This is a genomic window from Cellvibrio sp. KY-YJ-3 (assembly GCF_008806955.1).
GTDB lineage: Bacteria > Pseudomonadota > Gammaproteobacteria > Pseudomonadales > Cellvibrionaceae > Cellvibrio.
In genome coordinates this window covers 1,821,619-1,839,068 of sequence record NZ_CP031727.1, presented here as the reverse complement: position 1 = coordinate 1,839,068, position 17,450 = coordinate 1,821,619, and the positions used below count along the sequence as shown (strand labels likewise).

The following is a 17,450-nucleotide window of genomic DNA, read 5'->3' as shown; positions in this document are numbered from 1 at the left end:
TTTATGTCGACTATCGATCAAAAAACTGACTTGAGCAGTTTGAAACTGACCTGCCCTACCTGTAAAAAAACAGTGCTTTGGAATGATGAATTCCCCCACCGCCCTTTCTGCAGCGATCGCTGCCGCCTGATTGATTTGGGGGAATGGGCCAGTGAAAGCCATCGGATTGCAGGAGACAATCTGGATATTAATTCAGAAGATGAATCACAACACTAAGGTGAATTTTAACTACTCACCACCAGGCACTAATACTCGCTATTCCCTGTGCGCCATTAGCGCGAGCTTCACGAATATCTTTATCAGAAACACCACCCAGTGCATAAACCGGCACATTTGCCAACTCTACCAATCGTGAAAACTGCGCCCAACCTAGTGGCGTTACATCTGGGTGGGATGCAGTGTTTTTTACAGGCGATACCAGTAAATAATCTGCACCGATAGTTTGAGCCTGTTCAATTTCCTGCGCGTTATGACAAGACACACCCATTAATAGGTTATCCTCTATCGGGCGCTTGGTTAGCTGAGCAGCCTCATGACGATTTAAATGCAGGCCTGCTTTTATATGCGGAAACAAATCCTGCATTTGCTTAAAAATATCAACAGGTACATTTATTTGCAGCTGTACTTTGTATAAGGCGGCCAAGTCGGCAACAACACTCAATACATCTTGGTGGTGAGTGAGAGAAAAACCGGGAATGCGTAGCTGTAAAACACCAACCCCAGTCTCCAGAACTTCCGTCACTCTCTCAATAAAACCATGCTCATCGATAAGAGGGCCAGTAATCGCGTAGGTCGAGGGCAGATTGATTGCAGAAATAATGGGGCGATTTGCAGCGGGAAACTCAAACTGATTCAGTTGCTTAACATCCACCCATTCAATTCGCTGTCCCTCGTTACCACGAGCAACGCCAGAAAAACGAGTAATGCGATGCACATCCAAAAGTACAGACTTGTCAGGGTAATGATGCCGAATTTGGATCAGTGGTTCGCTGGCAAGCACACCAATATTTAATTCTTCGAGCAACTCGCGCACCAGCGCTTGCTCTATAGTTTCGCCAGCATCAACCTTACCGCCGGGAAACTCCCAGAGCCCGCCTTGATGCGCACTATCAGGGCGCTTGGCGATAAGAATCTTACCCTTACCATCGCAGATAACACCGACGGCAACATGTACCAATTTACTAACCATCAATATTTACAATTCGTTGAGCCAAGAATTAGAACCGCCATTACGAGCGATAATCAGCATTAATGCGCACATACTCGTAAGACAAGTCAGTAGTCCAGACAGTTTCTGCAACTTCACCACGCCCCAGATTAATGTTAATAGCAATCTCAGCTTGGCTCATCACTGCCTGCCCTTGCGCCTCTGTATAACTTTTAGCACGACCACCATGCTCAACAATCAGCGTATCATTCAAATGGACACGAACTTTTGTTGCATCCAAATCCGGCACACCGGCATAACCAATAGCCGCCACAATACGCCCCCAGTTGGGATCCGAGGCAAACAATGCAGTTTTAATCAGTGGTGAGTGAGCAACCGCGTAAGCAACGTCCAGGCACTCATCGCGATTTGCACCACCACTCACGGCAACAGTGACAAACTTGGTGGCGCCCTCACCATCACTCACAATACTTTTAGCGAGATGAATGTGCGCGGCCAGAATAAAGTCGTGCAGCTTTTCATAGAGCTCACCCGTTGCTTCGGTCACTTCCGGGACATCCACCTGGCCGGTTGCGATTAAAATGCAAGAATCGTTAGTGGAAGTATCGCCATCGATAGTAATGCGATTGAATGATTTATCGGCAGCTTCACGTGCAAGTGTCTGCAATAGTGGTTGTGCAATTTTTGCATCAGTCGCGATGTAACCCAGCATGGTTGCCATGTTGGGTTTGATCATGCCAGCACCTTTGGAAATACCATTCACGGTAATTGTTTTACCTTGATATTCAAACTGCTGACTAAATCCTTTCGGCCGGGTATCGGTAGTCATAATGCCTGCACCGGCATCATCCCAACCGTTGATATTTACTTTTTGTAGCGCTTCAGGAATTACCGCTGTAATTTTTTGGACAGGTAAAGGTTCGCCGATTACACCGGTAGAAAATGGCAGTACTTGCTCTGGAGTAACACCCGTTAATTCTGCAATGGCAGCGCAAGTTGCTTTCGCGTCCATTAAACCTTGTTCACCAGTACAAGCATTTGCATTGCCAGAGTTGATAACCAAAAACCGAATAGGTGCTTTGGCTAAGTGCTCCTTACAGACAGTGACAGGGGCCGCGCAAAAAGCATTTTTAGTGAAGACCCCCGCAACACTACTGCCCTCTGCCAACTCCAATAGCACAACATCGCGACGCCCAACTTTTTTAATGCCGGCACTCACTGCAGTTAGTTTTACACCTTGAACAGGGTGCATTTGAGGAAACGGATAATCACCAACAGCCATAACTTTCACTCGACAAAAAATTGTTTTTACTCAAAAAAAATATTCATGTAACAGAGCATCACACCCAAGGATTTTACTCAAGGGCACCATGACAGCTTTTGAATTTCTTGCCTGACCCACATGGACAAGGATCATTGCGACCTACTTTACGGCCTTCCCGCACTACGGGAGAGGGCGTGCGCGGTACAGCTGTTGGCTGAGGCTCGGGTTCAGCCAATGCCGAAAGTTCATCGTGACGAAGCTGCATTTTTTGACGAGCTAACTCTTCGCGACGCTGATTTTCCATCTCTTCCATTTGTTCGCGAGAGATCGGTTCAACACGTGCCATCAAGTAAATAGTTTCACGCTTCACTGTCATCAGCAAACTTTGGAATAACTCAAAGGATTCGCGTTTATATTCTTGCTTCGGATTTTTTTGTGCATAGGAGCGCAAATTAATTCCCTGGCGGAGGTGATCCATAGTTGCCAAGTGATCCTTCCAAGCATTGTCCAACACCTGCAACATTACCTGTTTTTCAATTTCCAGCATAATGTCGCCAACGCGCTCGCACTTGGCATCATAGGCTCCCTGAATTTCGGCGAGAATTTTCTTGCGCAAAGTTTCTTCATGTAAGCGCGTATCCTCTTCTAACCATTTGGCAATCGTGAGATGCAAACCAAAGTCCATTTCAATTTGTTTTTCCAAACCAGCAACATCCCACTGGTCCTCAATGGATTGAGGCGTAATAAAACCGTTAATCACATCTTCAACAACTTCTTCACGAATCGCCGTAATGGTTTCGCGAATAGATTCTGCATCTAATAATTCGTTGCGCTGATGATAAATTATCTGCCGCTGGTCATTTGCTACATCATCAAATTCCAGCAGCTGTTTACGAATATCAAAGTTGCGGCCTTCAACTTTACGCTGGGCTTTTTCAATCGCATTGTTAACCATGCGATGCTCAATAGCTTCGCCTTTTTCCATGCCCAGCGCCTGCATAAAGTTACGCACACGCTCGGAGGCAAAAATACGCATCAAATTATCTTCAAGCGATAAATAAAAGCGCGTCAAACCTGGGTCACCCTGACGACCGGCACGTCCACGCAACTGATTATCGATACGGCGCGATTCGTGGCGCTCAGTTCCAATAATATGCAAACCACCGGCAGCCAACACTGTTTCATGGCGCTGCTTCCAATCGGCTTTTATAGCATCGATTTCTTCTTGACCAGGATTCTCCAGCTTGGCGATGTCAGATTCCCAGCGACCGCCCAACACAATATCTGTACCGCGGCCAGCCATGTTAGTTGCAATAGTGACAGCACCCGGACGCCCAGCTTGCGCAATAATTTCAGCTTCCTGTGCGTGAAACTTGGCATTGAGCACTTGATGTTTAATACCTGCTTTGGTCAAACGGCGCGACATTTCTTCGGAGGTTTCAATAGATGCAGTTCCCACCAAAATGGGCGCATTTTTCGATTGAAACGCTTTAATATCCTCCACGATTGCCAGATATTTTTCTTCCAGCGATAAGAAAACTTTGTCATTCATATCCAAACGCTGCACTGCACGATTGGTAGGAATAACGACTACATCCAAACCATAAATTTCACGAAATTCATAAGCCTCGGTATCGGCAGTTCCGGTCATACCAGAAAGGGTTGGATATAAACGGAAATAATTTTGGAAGGTAGTGGATGCCAAGGTTTGGCTCTCGCTTTGAATCGCAACACCTTCTTTGGCTTCAATTGCCTGATGCAAGCCTTCAGATAACCGACGACCAGGCATAGTGCGGCCAGTGTGTTCATCGATTAAGACAACCTGACCTTCCTGTACGATGTATTCAACATCCAAATGAAATAATGCATGGGCGCGCAACGCCGAATTCACATGATGTAACAATGCTAAATTATTGGCTGCATAAAGATTTTGATCTGGCTGCAACAAACCAGCTTGGATCAACAAATCCTCTACGCGCTGGTGACCGTCTTCCGTCAGTTCAACCTGACGCGATTTCTCATCAACCGTAAAATCGCCTGGCTCAGAGATAACACGACGCTCACCGTCTTCACCGTTATCAATTTGGCGCTTGAGTTTCATTACCAATTGATTCATGCGCTTGTAAAGTTCTGAACTATTTTCTGCAGCGCCAGAAATAATGAGTGGTGTACGCGCCTCATCGATAAGAATCGAGTCAACTTCGTCGATTACTGCAAAATTTAATGGGCGCTGAACTTTATCGCGCTTACTAAGCGCCATATTGTCGCGTAAATAATCAAAACCATATTCATTATTAGTACCGTAGGTAACGTCTGCAGCATAAGCAGCACGTTTAACTGCCGCAGGCTGCATGGATTGGATAACACCAACGGTCATGCCGAGAAACTCATATAAAGGCATCATCCAGTTTGCGTCACGGCTTGCCAGATAATCATTCACTGTAACAATATGAACACCTTTACCCGCCAATGCATGCAAGTAACTTGGGAGTGTTGACACTAGGGTTTTACCTTCGCCGGTACGCATCTCCGCAATGCGTCCTTCGTGCAGAGTCATGCCACCAATCATTTGCACATCGAAATGGCGCATGCCCAATGCACGTTTACTCGCTTCGCGCACAGTGGCAAACGCTTCTGGCAACAAATCATCCAGAGTTTCGCCCTTGCTGTAACGCTCACGAAACTCAATGGTTTTTGCCTTTAATTGCTCATCGCTGAGCTTTTGCATTTCAGGTTCAAAGGCATTAATACGCGCCACAGTTTTATTCATGCGCTTCAATTCGCGCTCATTTTTTGAACCAAAAACTGCCTTTATTAACTTACCGATCATGATAAATACCGTAATAAAACGAAAAACTGAATAAAAAATGCGCAGCACATTAGCGCTATTAATAGCTCGGGACACACCCGAAAATGCTGGCAAGTAAATAGGAAGGCGTCGACTAAAGCAAGAGCGAATCAGCTATCGACTAGAGGGAAATAACTAACGAGTGGTATGACGAATATAAGAAGCAGGATCAACAACACGTCCGTTTTTGTACACCTCAAAATGGACATGAGGCGCGGTTGATCGACCCGTGGAACCTGAGAGAGCAATAATCTGCCCTTTTTTAACTACATCACCGGCTTTCACCAGATTGGATTTGTTATGAGCATAACGAGTAACTAAACCATCACCATGCTTAACCTCTACCATATTGCCATATTCGGGATGGCGACCAGCCCAATTGACAATACCTGCGGCAACACTGCTAACTTTACTGCCTGTGGGCGCGGCAAAATCGAGACCTGAATGAAACTCAGTTTTCCCGGTAAATGGATCTTTGCGATAACCAAAGCGAGAGGTCATCCATGCATTGGCGACAGGAGCTCCCGATAACAGGGTCTCTTCCAGTAAGCTACGATTCGCCAGCAAGGATTCAATGGTATTGAGCTGCTGCTCACGACTATCAACCTGGCTAGATAATTGATCTATCGCCGCAAAGAAATCAGGGGTTTGATAAAGCTGATTAGGAGTTACTTTAGAGGGGCCGCCTACAGCGGGAATTTGACTAAAATCGAATTCACCCTGCTCAAGATTAGCGGCAGAAGTAAGCTTTTCACCCAGAGCATCCAAACGCATCAGGCGGGCTTGCAGCTCAGCCATCTTGCTTGTTAAGGCGGCGATTTGCGCCTCAGATGCAGCACGTTCTTGTTCGATTTCACTTTCATGCGCCGATAAGATATCCGTCCAGGCTTTAGAGTCCGCGGTAAAAAAGCCCTCGTTATCGCCCGACACCAACCAACTATAGCCCCAGGCGCCTACAAAAGTAGGAATCCCCAATAAACACACAGACAAAAACGCGCGAGTCCACCCACCGAGGGTGAAGCTGCGAGCTTGCGCGTGGTTTTTATTGACGATAATAATCTTCATCTGCAAATCAATTTTTATTAATAATAAACACTAGGCAGCGTTCAGAGCCACCAGACTCTTAAAAGTTTTGTATGACCTGAAGTGGTGACTATCTAAATATTTAGCCACCCAATGCATCCTGCTTAACATAGTTTTGTTTGGATAAAAATATCCTTACAAAACAAAGGACTGCACTTAAATCACGGAGGAGATTAAAAGGTGCGGAGACTCCCTGCAGTGCGCGTAAAACAACGCGCAACAGGAATATCGCACAGAAAGGAAGGATTTAACAAGCATAAAATTAGGCCATGTTCACATTTTGAACATGACGTAAAAAATACCTAGGCAGCAACAATCGGCTCTATATAAGTGATTGGGACCACCTGATTCTCATCGAAGGTCACAATTTCCCACGCATCTGGATTATCCAAGAGCAGCCGCAATGCACGATTATTGAGTGAATGACCTGACTTATGCGCCTTGTATTCACAAATCAAGCTGTTACCCAGCATGTACAAATCGCCAATCGCATCCAGGACTTTATGTTTTACAAACTCATCTTCAAATCGCAACCCCTCTTCATTGAGGATACGGTACTGATCAACAACAATCGCGTTATCCATACTACCGCCACGCGCCAGACCTTTAGATCGTAAATATTCGATTTCATGCATAAAACCGAAAGTACGCGCCCGGCTTATATCCTGCACAAAACTTGAGCTGGAAAAGTCCAATTCCGTTTGCGGCCTGCGATCTTTGAAGACTGGATGATCAAACTCGATGGAAAAGGACACTTTGAAGCCATCGAAAGGCATAAATGTGGCAAACTTGTCGCCATCCCTCAGCGTCAACTCTTTCTTTATACGCACGAATTTTTTCGGGGCATTCTGTTCCTGGACGCCGGCAGATTGAATCAGGAACACAAAGGGACCGGCGCTGCCGTCCATGATAGGAATTTCGGGCCCCGTTAATTCGACAATCGCGTTATCAATTCCCATGCCCGCCATCGCTGACATCAAGTGTTCCACAGTAGAAACCCTGACATCCTCTTTGATAAGGCAAGTAGAAAGTGTTGTCTCTCCAACGTTTTTGGCTGTCGCTTTAATCTCGACAGGCGGATTCAGATCCACCCGACGAAATACAATACCGTTATCAACAGGTGCGGGTAGCAACGTCAGGTGAATCTTGTCGCCTGTGTGCAGCCCAACACCGGTTGTGCGGATCGAATTTTTAAGCGTTCGCTGTTTGATCATCGGTCGAACCCCTACCAGGTCAGTTTCCAATTTGCGTTAAGGTGACACCAAAAGCAGTAATGCACCTTTTGTTAACGCTACATATGCTACCAACCCAAGGAATTATCAACCAGTTAAAGCTGGCAATACCCCTTATAGTAAAAGCGTTAATTAATCTGCCTGCCGACGTAAGAATGCAGGAATATCCAAATATTCCAATTCTTTATCACCCAATGGTGCAGCCAAGGCCGCCGCATTTGATGAATGAGCGTTGGCACGCAGATGTGCAGGGCGATCCAAAGCAGCATAATCGGCAGGTGGAGCAGCGCGACGGGTGTTATCTACCACCTTGGTTGGTGCTGGTTTAACCTCTTTGGTCTGCGCTGTCACAGCGACGCCCAAACCGGTTGCAACCACAGTAACGCGCAGTTCGTTGGTGAGTTCAGGATCGATTACTGTACCCACAACCACAGTCGCATCACCCGACGCAAATTCTTCGATAATGCTGCCAACTTCGGAGTACTCCCCCAAAGACAGGTCAATACCAGCGGTGATATTTACCAAAATACCACGAGCACCCTGCAGGTTTACATCCTCCAACAGAGGACTACGAATAGCGGCCTCAGCAGCTTCACGCGCACGATTTTCGCCAGTTGCACGACCCGTACCCATCATTGCCATGCCCATTTCGGACATCACAGTACGTACGTCTGCAAAGTCAACGTTGATCATACCAGGGCGAATAATCAGGTCAGCGATACCCTGAACAGCGCCAAGCAATACGTTATTGGCAGCCTTAAACGCATCGAGCAAGCTGGTAGATTTACCCAACACCGACAACAATTTCTCATTGGGGATGGTGATTAAGGAGTCAACACGTTCACTCAACTCTTTAATACCAGCATCAGCGATCACCATACGCTTGCGACCTTCGAATGGAAAAGGCTTAGTCACTACAGCGACAGTCAGAATACCCAAGTCACGTGCAACTTCGGCCACCACTGGAGCAGCACCAGTGCCAGTGCCACCACCCATACCGGCAGCAATAAATACCATGTCAGCACCGCGCAGCACTTCAGCGATACGTTCACGATCTTCCATCGCTGCCTGACGACCAATTTCCGGATTTGCACCAGCACCCAGACCCTTAGTCATGGAATTGCCGAGTTGCAGTACCGTACGCGCATCAATGTCTTTCAATGCTTGCGAATCGGTATTGGCACAAATAAATTCAACGCCTTCTATTTTGCTGGCAATCATGTGTTTGACTGCGTTGCCGCCGCCACCACCAACACCGATCACTTTGATTACCGCGTTTTGATGCAAGTTATCAACTAATTCAAACATGGCCACACCCCTTTGTTTCCCTTGACTCAATCTGTGAAAAATAATTTGGTTTATGCACAACTCATTAAAAATTGCTTTGGAAAATTTTCTTGATCTTGCTGAGCAGTGAACCTTGCGACTCTTTGGCAGCAGGCGAAGAACGCCCTAGGTTGTGCTGCTGCTTCATGGCGTAAATCAACAGACCTACACCGGTGGAATAAATTGGATTGTTGACTATGTCGGATAATCCACGAATGTTCTGCGGTGCACCCAAGCGCACCGGCATGTGGAAAATCTCCTCTGCCAACTCAATAACACCTTCCATTTTTGAGGTGCCGCCAGTCAGTACAATGCCTGCGGCTAATAAGTCCTCATAGCCGCTGCGACGTAACTCAGCTTGCACCAAGGTAAATAATTCGTCGTAGCGAGGCTCAACAACTTCTGCCAGTGCCTGACGCGACAAATCACGCGGTTGACGATCGCCCACACTTGGCACTTTGATGGTTTCATCCGGACTGGTCAGTTTTGCCAATGCGCAGGCATATTTAATTTTGATCTCTTCAGCATTCGGTGTTGGCGTGCGCAATGCCATCGCAATGTCATTAGTCACTTGATCACCCGCAATCGGGATAACACCCGTGTGGCGAATAGCGCCTTCTTTAAAAATCGCTATGTCTGTGGTGCCGCCACCAATATCAACAACACAGACACCTAATTCTTTTTCATCGTCAGTTAATACCGAATAACTGGAAGCCAATTGCTCCAGAATGATGTCTTCCACTTCAAGACCGCAGCGACGAATGCATTTTTCAATATTTTGTGCGGCATTTACGGCGCAAGTAACCAAATGCACTTTAGCTTCCAAGCGCACGCCAGACATACCCAGCGGCTCTTTCACACCATCTTGATCATCGATCAGAAATTCTTGCGGCAAAATGTGCAGAATTTTTTGATCTGCAGGTATTGCAACCGCCTGTGCAGCATCAATGACTCGCTCCAGATCCTGGGAAAATACTTCGCGATCGCGAATCGCCACAATACCGTGCGAGTTCAAGCTGCGAATATGGCTCCCGGCAATACCGGCATACACCGAATGGATCTGACAGCCGGCCATCAACTCCGCCTCTTCAATAGCGCGCTGAATAGACAAGACTGTCGATTCAATATTTACCACCACGCCTTTTTTCAAACCGGTTGAGCGATGAGAACCTATGCCAACAATTTCCAATTGACCTTCGGGGGTAATAGCACCAACGATAGCTACAACCTTGGACGTGCCTATGTCCAGGCCTACAATCATTTTGTTGTCGCTAACATGTGCCATTCAGTGAACCTCGTTTGCCAGTAGTAAGCCAATTTCAATACAACTGGCGATATTCATAATCAATTAATCTGCGGTAAAACCTTTGTTGCCGGAACAGCAACGCCAACTTGAGACTGACTTTTAATATATTTTTTTGCCATCTCTGAATCAGCAACCCAACGCACTGCAACACCGTTGCTATACCTTAGATCAATCGCTTTTACATCCGTCCATACACTATTTAGTTTTGTGTCGTATACAGTAACAAATCTACGTATTTTTTCCATCACTTGATCGCGTCCAAGTGCGATTTCTACGTGATTTTTTATCGTTAATCGCCAGGATTTTTTGTTATCACACTTTAATGCCAAAACTTCCAATCCACGCGAGCGCAAAATCTGGGATAAATCCTGATACTGCTGCAAAATTTCAATCGCATCCGCTTCGTTTCCTTGCAGCCAAGGCAGGCCAGAAAGCTTGGTCGCATCTTCAACACGGACAATTTCGCCGCGCTGATTCAAGAACCCATCGCCCCAACGCGCAATCGGTTTTTGCTCGGTAATTTTTACCACTAAAGTGTCGGGCCAACGTCGGTTAAGCGTAACCTTTTCTACCCAGGGATCGGTTAACAATGCCTCCTTGAGACGCATCAGGTTTAATTGCAAAAAATCTCCATCAATCTCACCGCCAATTAACTCGGTTGCACGTGCTTTGGTGATTAAATTGAATTCCCCTTCAACCACAACACTTTTAATTGGCCGCTCAAAAACTTTAACCAAGGGTTCGCTCACTAAATACAAGCCAATCGCCAAGGCCAATACAAATACAACCACCGCAAATTTCCGATTCAACCAGGAGAAATTCCATTTCCACTTAGGCTGTTGCGCAGCCGGGCGACGCGTTTTATTTCCCCCCTGGGGCGATGCTTTTGCATAGCCCTGCTCACGTTGGACCACTCGTGCGCTTGATCTACGCGCAAAATCACTCTGCGTACTTGTTGGTTCAGGCGAGTCCAACAACACATCGCGGATGATTCGCGCGGCTGGCGTCGTTGGTTCTGCCGCGCTCGGTGCCTCATGTCGCTCAACTGCTGGACGCCGGGAGCGCACTGGAGGCGCATCGCCCTCCAGTTGACCACGGCCAATCCGCGGCTCAATGCGTTCACCAACACCCTTAAAATCGCGCATAGATTTACGCTTTGCCCTTCACGCTTGCACGCAAAATTGTCAGCACTAATTCCGCAAATGACAAACCAATTGCTTTCGCTGCCATAGGAACCAAACTGTGGCTGGTCATGCCCGGAGCGGTATTCACTTCCAACAAATAAAAATTTTGCTGGTGATCTGCCATTACATCCACACGGCCCCAGCCACGGCATCCAACAGTTTTAAATGCATTGAGCGCAAGCGCTTTTAATTCCTGTTCTTTTTCTGCCGATAAACCGCAAGGGCAAAGATAGCGAGTATCCTCAGCAATATACTTGGCATTAAAGTCGTAAAAGCTATGATCTGTTTCCAGCTTGATCGGTGGTAGCGCATCACCATCGAGAATGGCAACGGTATATTCGCCACCGACAATCAATCGCTCTACCAACACACTGCCCTGATATTGCGCCGCTTTATTAAACGCGGACTCCAAATCTGCGGCGGTATTGACGCGCGACATTCCAATACTTGAACCTTCATTGGCAGGCTTCACCATTACATCGCCACCCAAACTGGCCAGCACCTGCGCAAAATTAGAGTTTTCGTTAAGCACCGCAAATTCCGGCGTTGGCAAACCTTGCTTGCCATTAATGTCCACGCCACGCCATAGTTGTTTGGTGCGCAACTTATCCATCGCCAAGGCGGAGGACTGCACATCGCTACCGGTGTAAGGAATATTTAAAAACTCCAGCAGCGCTTGAATACGCCCGTCTTCGCCACCCGGCCCATGTAATATTAAAAATGCGCGATCAATTTTTGCAGCCTGGATATCCGCAATAACGTTGTGACCAACATCGATAGCCACGTGCTCAATTCCTGCCTCAACCAATGCAGCCAAAACGGCGGCGCCGCTTTGCAGCGAGATTTCGCGCTCAGCGGAAAGGCCGCCGTATAAAACACCAACACGGCCAATTTGTTTTTTTAGCGCCTCACTAATGGGCAACTTGACTGCTTGCATGACTCTATAACCTCTAACGCAATTGTCGTTTTGCTAATTCAGGGGAAAGCACACCCACATTACCCGCACCTTGAGTAATTACTATATCGCCAGCGCGCACTATGTCTTTTACGATTGCAGGAACACCATCCACTGTTTCAACAAAAATGGGTTCAATTACACCGCGTGCACGTACACTACGACACAGGTGGCGACTATCAGCGCCAGGAATTGCGTCCTCACCTGCGCTGTACACTTCCAACATAATTAATGCATCAACCGTGGACAGCACTTCCACAAAATCTTCATAGAGATCGCGCGTGCGCGTGTAGCGGTGCGGCTGATAAATCATTACTAAACGGCGATCCGGCCAGCCATCACGTACCGCCCTAATCACTGCAGCCACTTCGCGTGGATGATGACCATAGTCATCCACCAACATGGCATCGCCTTCACCTACAGGGAAATTGCCATAAACCTGGAAGCGTCGACCAACACCTTGGAAGTTTTCCAAACCAAATTGAATAGCTTCATCGCTAATGCCTTCATCGGTAGCGACAGCAATTACTGCAGTTGCATTCAAGACATTGTGGATACCAGGAATATTGATGCGAATATGCAATGCTTTTTCATGACCGGGACGAACAACATCAAACTCGGAATGCATTTTGTCCTGACGAATATTTATTGCACGGAAGTCACTATTTTCATCAAAGCCGTAAGTGAGAATCGGGCGCGCCACTTCAGGAATAATGTCGCGCACAACCGGATCATCACCGCACAGCACTGCAAGTCCATAAAAAGGCAAGTTGTGCAAAAACTCGATAAAGGTTTTTTTCAACTTGGAAAAGTCACCGCCATAGGTTTCCATATGATCGGCATCGATATTGGTAACAATCGCCACCATTGGTTGCAGGTGTAAAAATGATGCGTCGCTCTCGTCCGCTTCGGCAACCAAATACCGACTGGCTCCCAGCTGCGCATTGGTACCGGTGCTATTCACCAAACCGCCAATAATAAACGTCGGATCCAATTTTGCTGCCGCCAGCACCGACGCCAACAAACTGGTGGTGGTAGTTTTTCCGTGGGTACCCGCGACGGCAATACCGTGGCGATAACGCATTAATTCAGCCAACATTTCCGCACGGCGTACAATCGGAATACGCAGTTCACGCGCGCCTTGAACCTCCGGGTTTTGGGCATTTACCGCACTGGAATTCACCACTACATCAGCGCCCTGAACATTTTGCGCAGCATGACCGATATAGATAGTGGCGCCCTTGGACGCTAACCGTTCAGTAACATTTGATGCTTTGATATCCGAACCGGAAATTTCATATCCTTGATTGAGCAACACCTCGGCAATGCCACTCATACCGGCACCACCAATTCCGACAAAATGAATACGACGAATACGGCGCATTTCCGGTACACAAAATTGACCTATGGACTTCTGCGCAGAATTATCCACGGGCGACCTCCTCACAAACATTAGCAACATCGCATGCGGAATTGGGCTTAGCCAATTGCTGCGCTTTTTCCGCCATCGACTTTAAGTGATTGCGGTCAGCTAATTCGGTTAACAGTAATGCAGCGAGTTTTGCTGCGGTTAAATCTTTCTGCACCAGTGCAATACCTGCACCCACGTCAGTTAAATTTTTGGCATTAAATGTCTGGTGATCATCAATTGCTGAAGGCAATGGAATCAGAATCGAGGCCACACCTGCCATCATTAATTCTGAAACAGTAAGCGCGCCGGCGCGACAGATCACCAAATCCGCCCACGCATAGGCTGCTGCCATATCATCAATAAAGGCATCCACCTTGGCATTAACCTGATGTTTCATATACAGGGCAGTAGTTGCCTCAGCGTGAATTTTTCCCGTTTGATGCCAAATTTGTGGGCGCACATTGAGTGGTAGATGCGAGACCGCTTCCGGTACCAATTCATTAATCGCTTTAGCGCCCAAACTGCCACCGACCACTAAAAGTCGCAGAGGTAATTGCTGATCAATACGCGCCTGGTAACGAACTGATGGCGATGCCAGTTGTTGAATTTGTTGACGAACGGGATTACCCACTACCTGAACATCCGGTTCGCTACGTCCGATAAATGCATCCGGAAATGCGGCCAATATGCGCCGCGCAATTTTTGCCAATAAACGATTAGTGGTACCCGCGACCGCATTTTGTTCATGGATTACTAAAGGAATACCGCTGAGCACTGCCGCCAAACCACCGGGGCCAGATGCAAAGCCACCAAAACCAATAACTACATCCGGCTTGATGCGTCGCATAATTTGCAACGACTGCAACACAGCATAAATAATTAAAAAAGGCGCTTTCAGTAAACCTGCCACTCCACGGCCACGCACACCTTCAACACTAATAAAGTGCAGAGGAATATTGGCCGCAGGAACCAAACGCGTTTCTATACCGCGCGCTGTACCCAGCCAATTAATCAGCGCACCGCGTGCACGCAACTCATCTGCAACTGCCAGCGCCGGAAATACATGCCCGCCAGTGCCACCTGCCATTACCAAAACCTGCAGCGTTTTCTGTGTCATACACTGGCCTCCATCAGGCGAGTGCGCGGCACTTTTGCCGGCTCCGGCACTTCAGGAACATAACCGGCCAACTCCCACTGCACGCGCATCACAAATGCCATAAGCACGCAGCAAATTAACAGGCTACTGCCGCCATAGCTGATAAAAGGCAGAGTTAAACCTTTTGTGGGTAATAATCCGGAGGAGACCCCCATGTTGATGAATACCTGGAATGAAAACAAAATCGCGATGCCAAATGTCGCCAAGGCGGCAAACATTTTTCCGGCAGCAAGGTTTTGTTTGGCGACATTAAAAATTCGCAGGATCAAGGCAGCAAATAAACCGAGTAATAACACTGCACCAATCAAACCAAACTCTTCTGCAATAATGGCGAAAATAAAATCAGTGTGGGCTTCCGGCAAAAAGAATAATTTTTGCAAACTATTACCCAGGCCCAAGCCGAACCATTCTCCGCGTCCAAAACCGATTAGCGATTGAGTTAACTGATAACCAGTATTAAATTGATCCGCCCATGGATCGAGAAAGGTAATCAACCGCTGCATACGGTAGGGCGACAAGACGGCAACCGCCGCCAGCCCGCCGACACCAATCACAATTAGCAATAAAAAGTGCAGCATGCGCACACCCGCAATAAACATCATCGCAAACACAGTTGCACTTAATACCACCGAGCTACCAAAGTCAGGCTCAAGCAAGAGCAAACCAACAAATACGCCGACAACCATTAAAGGTTTAAGGAACCCCTGCCAACCGAAATGTAATTCTTGATAGCGACGCGCAAAAAAACTGGCGAAAAAAACTACCGCACAAAATTTGGCGATTTCTGATACCTGAATAGATATAACACCCAGACTGAACCAGCGCTGACTTCCGTTTACTTTTTTGCCAATGCCGGGAATAAGTACTATTACCAACAGAAAAATAGTGAGCAGCAAAAAATGGCCCGAATATTTTTGCCACACGCTCATCGGAACACAGACAACAAAGGCGGCCAAGCACACCCCCATCACCATGTAGATAGCGTGTCGCTTAGCAAAAAACCAGGCATCGTTATAAGTTAATGCAGCAAATGAAACAGAAGCAGAAGCCACCATAATCAAACCAATAGACATAAGCGCAAACCAAAGGCACAGCAATGGCCAATCGATACGCTGACTTAAAGGCATTGATTTCGTTAAAGTGGCAGAGGTCATCATGATGAGCACAACTCCTGCACAGCCTCACAAAACTTCTCGCCGCGATCTTCGTAATTTTTGAACATGTCAAAGCTGGCGCAGGCAGGCGACAGCAACACCGCATCGCCCGGCTGCGCTAATGCAAAAGCTTTGTTAACTGCATCCTGCATTGAACCTGCATGAATTATTGGTGCCGCATCGGCTACAGCCTGTTCAATAACAGTGGCGTCACGGCCGATGAGCACCAGTCGGCTATTAATGGCACGCAAGGCAGGGGTTAATTCTGTAAAGTCTTGCCCCTTGCCTTCACCACCTAAAATCACAATTAATTGCTGGGGGTCACGCGCCAAACCCGAAATCGCCGCGAGGGTTGCGCCGATGTTGGTACCTTTAGAGTCGTTATAAAACTCCACCGCATTTTTTTCAGCGACAAATTCGCAGCGATGACGCAAACCGGAAAAGGTTTTTAAGGTGCCAAGCATGGCATCGAGCGGAATACCGGCGGCGTCACCCAACGCGAGCGCAGCAAGGGCATTATCTATGTTGTGGCGACCACGAATTTTTAATTCCCTCGCGGCCATTAATGGCGTGAGATTTTTAGCCAAATATTCAACGCCATCGCGAGTCAATAACCCAAAGCTGCCAAAATCGGCACGGCCACCAAAGTAGATAGGTTTGACGCCTGCAGCCAATGGGGGATGAGTCAGCACGTCATTACGGTTAACTACAATATGTTCCGCACCAAAATAAACCCGCAACTTGGCGAGAATATAAGCGCGCATATTCTCGTAACGATCCAGATGATCAGCACTGATATTCAAAATAGTTGCGACTTTGGCGTTAAGCTTGGTCACAGTTTCCAATTGGAAACTGGACAGTTCCATCACATACAACTCGACACTATCGTTTAATAATTCCAACGCCGGAGTACCGAGATTGCCACCCACAGCAACATTAATTCCAGCCGCCTTGGCCATTTCGCCAACCAGAGTGGTAACCGTGCTTTTTGCATTTGAGCCGGTAATTGCCACAATCGGCGCCTTGGCGTAACGCACAAAAATTTCGATGTCGCCAACAACCGGAATACCAGCTGCTCTCGCTTGCTCAATTGCCGGCGTTGCAACCGCGACTCCGGGACTGATAATTATTTCGTCGCAAGCCAATAAGGTGTGTGGATTCAATTCACCACACTCAATACTGACATGGGGGAATTCCGTTTTGATTTGCTGCAAATTGGGTGGCGATAACCGCGTATCGAGCAGAACGAACGCCTGTTGTTGTGCCGCCAAAAAGCGCGCAACCGATAGCCCGGTAATACCGGTACCGATAATCGCTTTTACTTTACTGGTGGCAATCATTTGAGACACAGACACACACTCCA

The 17,450-nt window shown here is 47.3% G+C and carries 14 protein-coding genes; 1 reads left to right on the top strand and 13 read right to left on the bottom strand.

Features of this window, described 5'->3' with window-relative positions:
- Positions 1–3 precede the first annotated feature (3 nt).
- The gene (gene yacG / locus D0B88_RS07770; protein WP_151056315.1) at positions 4–216 is read left to right on the top strand and encodes a DNA gyrase inhibitor YacG; all 213 of its coding nucleotides are present in this window, start codon (positions 4–6) and stop codon (positions 214–216) included.
- A 16-nt stretch (positions 217–232) separates the two neighbouring features.
- Here yacG and D0B88_RS07765 read toward each other — a convergent pair whose 3' ends face one another.
- From D0B88_RS07765 to murD, 13 genes are all read right to left on the bottom strand, one after another.
- The gene (locus D0B88_RS07765; RefSeq protein WP_151056313.1) at positions 233–1,189 is read right to left on the bottom strand and encodes a Nudix family hydrolase; all 957 of its coding nucleotides are present in this window, start codon (positions 1,187–1,189) and stop codon (positions 233–235) included.
- Positions 1,190–1,229: 40 nt separating this feature from the next.
- On the bottom strand, positions 1,230–2,450 hold the full coding sequence (argJ, locus tag D0B88_RS07760) for a bifunctional glutamate N-acetyltransferase/amino-acid acetyltransferase ArgJ (RefSeq protein ID WP_151056311.1): 1,221 nt from the start codon (positions 2,448–2,450) through the stop codon (positions 1,230–1,232).
- A 73-nt stretch (positions 2,451–2,523) separates the two neighbouring features.
- A complete protein-coding gene (gene secA, locus D0B88_RS07755; protein ID WP_151056309.1) occupies positions 2,524–5,262 on the bottom strand; it encodes a preprotein translocase subunit SecA in 2,739 nt (912 codons plus the stop codon).
- Between the two features lie 153 nt (positions 5,263–5,415).
- Positions 5,416–6,345 carry a M23 family metallopeptidase gene (locus D0B88_RS07750; RefSeq protein ID WP_007645739.1) on the bottom strand — a complete coding sequence of 310 codons (930 nt, stop codon included), beginning with the start codon at positions 6,343–6,345 and terminating at the stop codon, positions 5,416–5,418.
- Positions 6,346–6,665: 320 nt separating this feature from the next.
- The gene (gene lpxC / locus D0B88_RS07745; RefSeq protein WP_151056307.1) at positions 6,666–7,577 is read right to left on the bottom strand and encodes a UDP-3-O-acyl-N-acetylglucosamine deacetylase; all 912 of its coding nucleotides are present in this window, start codon (positions 7,575–7,577) and stop codon (positions 6,666–6,668) included.
- A gap of 150 nt (positions 7,578–7,727) precedes the next feature.
- Positions 7,728–8,903, bottom strand: a complete 1,176-nt coding sequence (ftsZ, locus tag D0B88_RS07740; protein WP_040393602.1) for a cell division protein FtsZ — start codon at positions 8,901–8,903, stop codon at positions 7,728–7,730.
- 64 nt (positions 8,904–8,967) lie between these two features.
- Positions 8,968–10,206, bottom strand: coding sequence for a cell division protein FtsA (gene ftsA, locus D0B88_RS07735; RefSeq protein ID WP_007645732.1), 1,239 nt, complete (start codon positions 10,204–10,206; stop codon positions 8,968–8,970).
- A 59-nt stretch (positions 10,207–10,265) separates the two neighbouring features.
- Entirely contained in the window at positions 10,266–11,372 is a 1,107-nt protein-coding gene (locus D0B88_RS07730; protein ID WP_151056305.1) for a cell division protein FtsQ/DivIB, read from the bottom strand.
- 4 nt (positions 11,373–11,376) lie between these two features.
- A complete protein-coding gene (locus tag D0B88_RS07725; protein ID WP_007645728.1) occupies positions 11,377–12,348 on the bottom strand; it encodes a D-alanine--D-alanine ligase in 972 nt (323 codons plus the stop codon).
- 13 nt (positions 12,349–12,361) lie between these two features.
- Positions 12,362–13,750: a UDP-N-acetylmuramate--L-alanine ligase gene (gene murC / locus D0B88_RS07720; protein WP_225318637.1), complete on the bottom strand. Its 1,389-nt coding sequence runs from the start codon at positions 13,748–13,750 to the stop codon at positions 12,362–12,364.
- Between the two features lie 40 nt (positions 13,751–13,790).
- Entirely contained in the window at positions 13,791–14,894 is a 1,104-nt protein-coding gene (murG, locus tag D0B88_RS07715; RefSeq protein WP_151056301.1) for an undecaprenyldiphospho-muramoylpentapeptide beta-N-acetylglucosaminyltransferase, read from the bottom strand.
- Positions 14,891–16,087 carry a putative lipid II flippase FtsW gene (ftsW, locus tag D0B88_RS07710; protein ID WP_151059334.1) on the bottom strand — a complete coding sequence of 399 codons (1,197 nt, stop codon included), beginning with the start codon at positions 16,085–16,087 and terminating at the stop codon, positions 14,891–14,893. The genes murG and ftsW overlap by 4 nt, the downstream gene beginning before the upstream one ends.
- Positions 16,087–17,427: a UDP-N-acetylmuramoyl-L-alanine--D-glutamate ligase gene (murD, locus tag D0B88_RS07705; RefSeq protein WP_151059332.1), complete on the bottom strand. Its 1,341-nt coding sequence runs from the start codon at positions 17,425–17,427 to the stop codon at positions 16,087–16,089. Before murD ends, ftsW begins: the two co-directional genes overlap by 1 nt.
- Positions 17,428–17,450 lie beyond the last annotated feature (23 nt).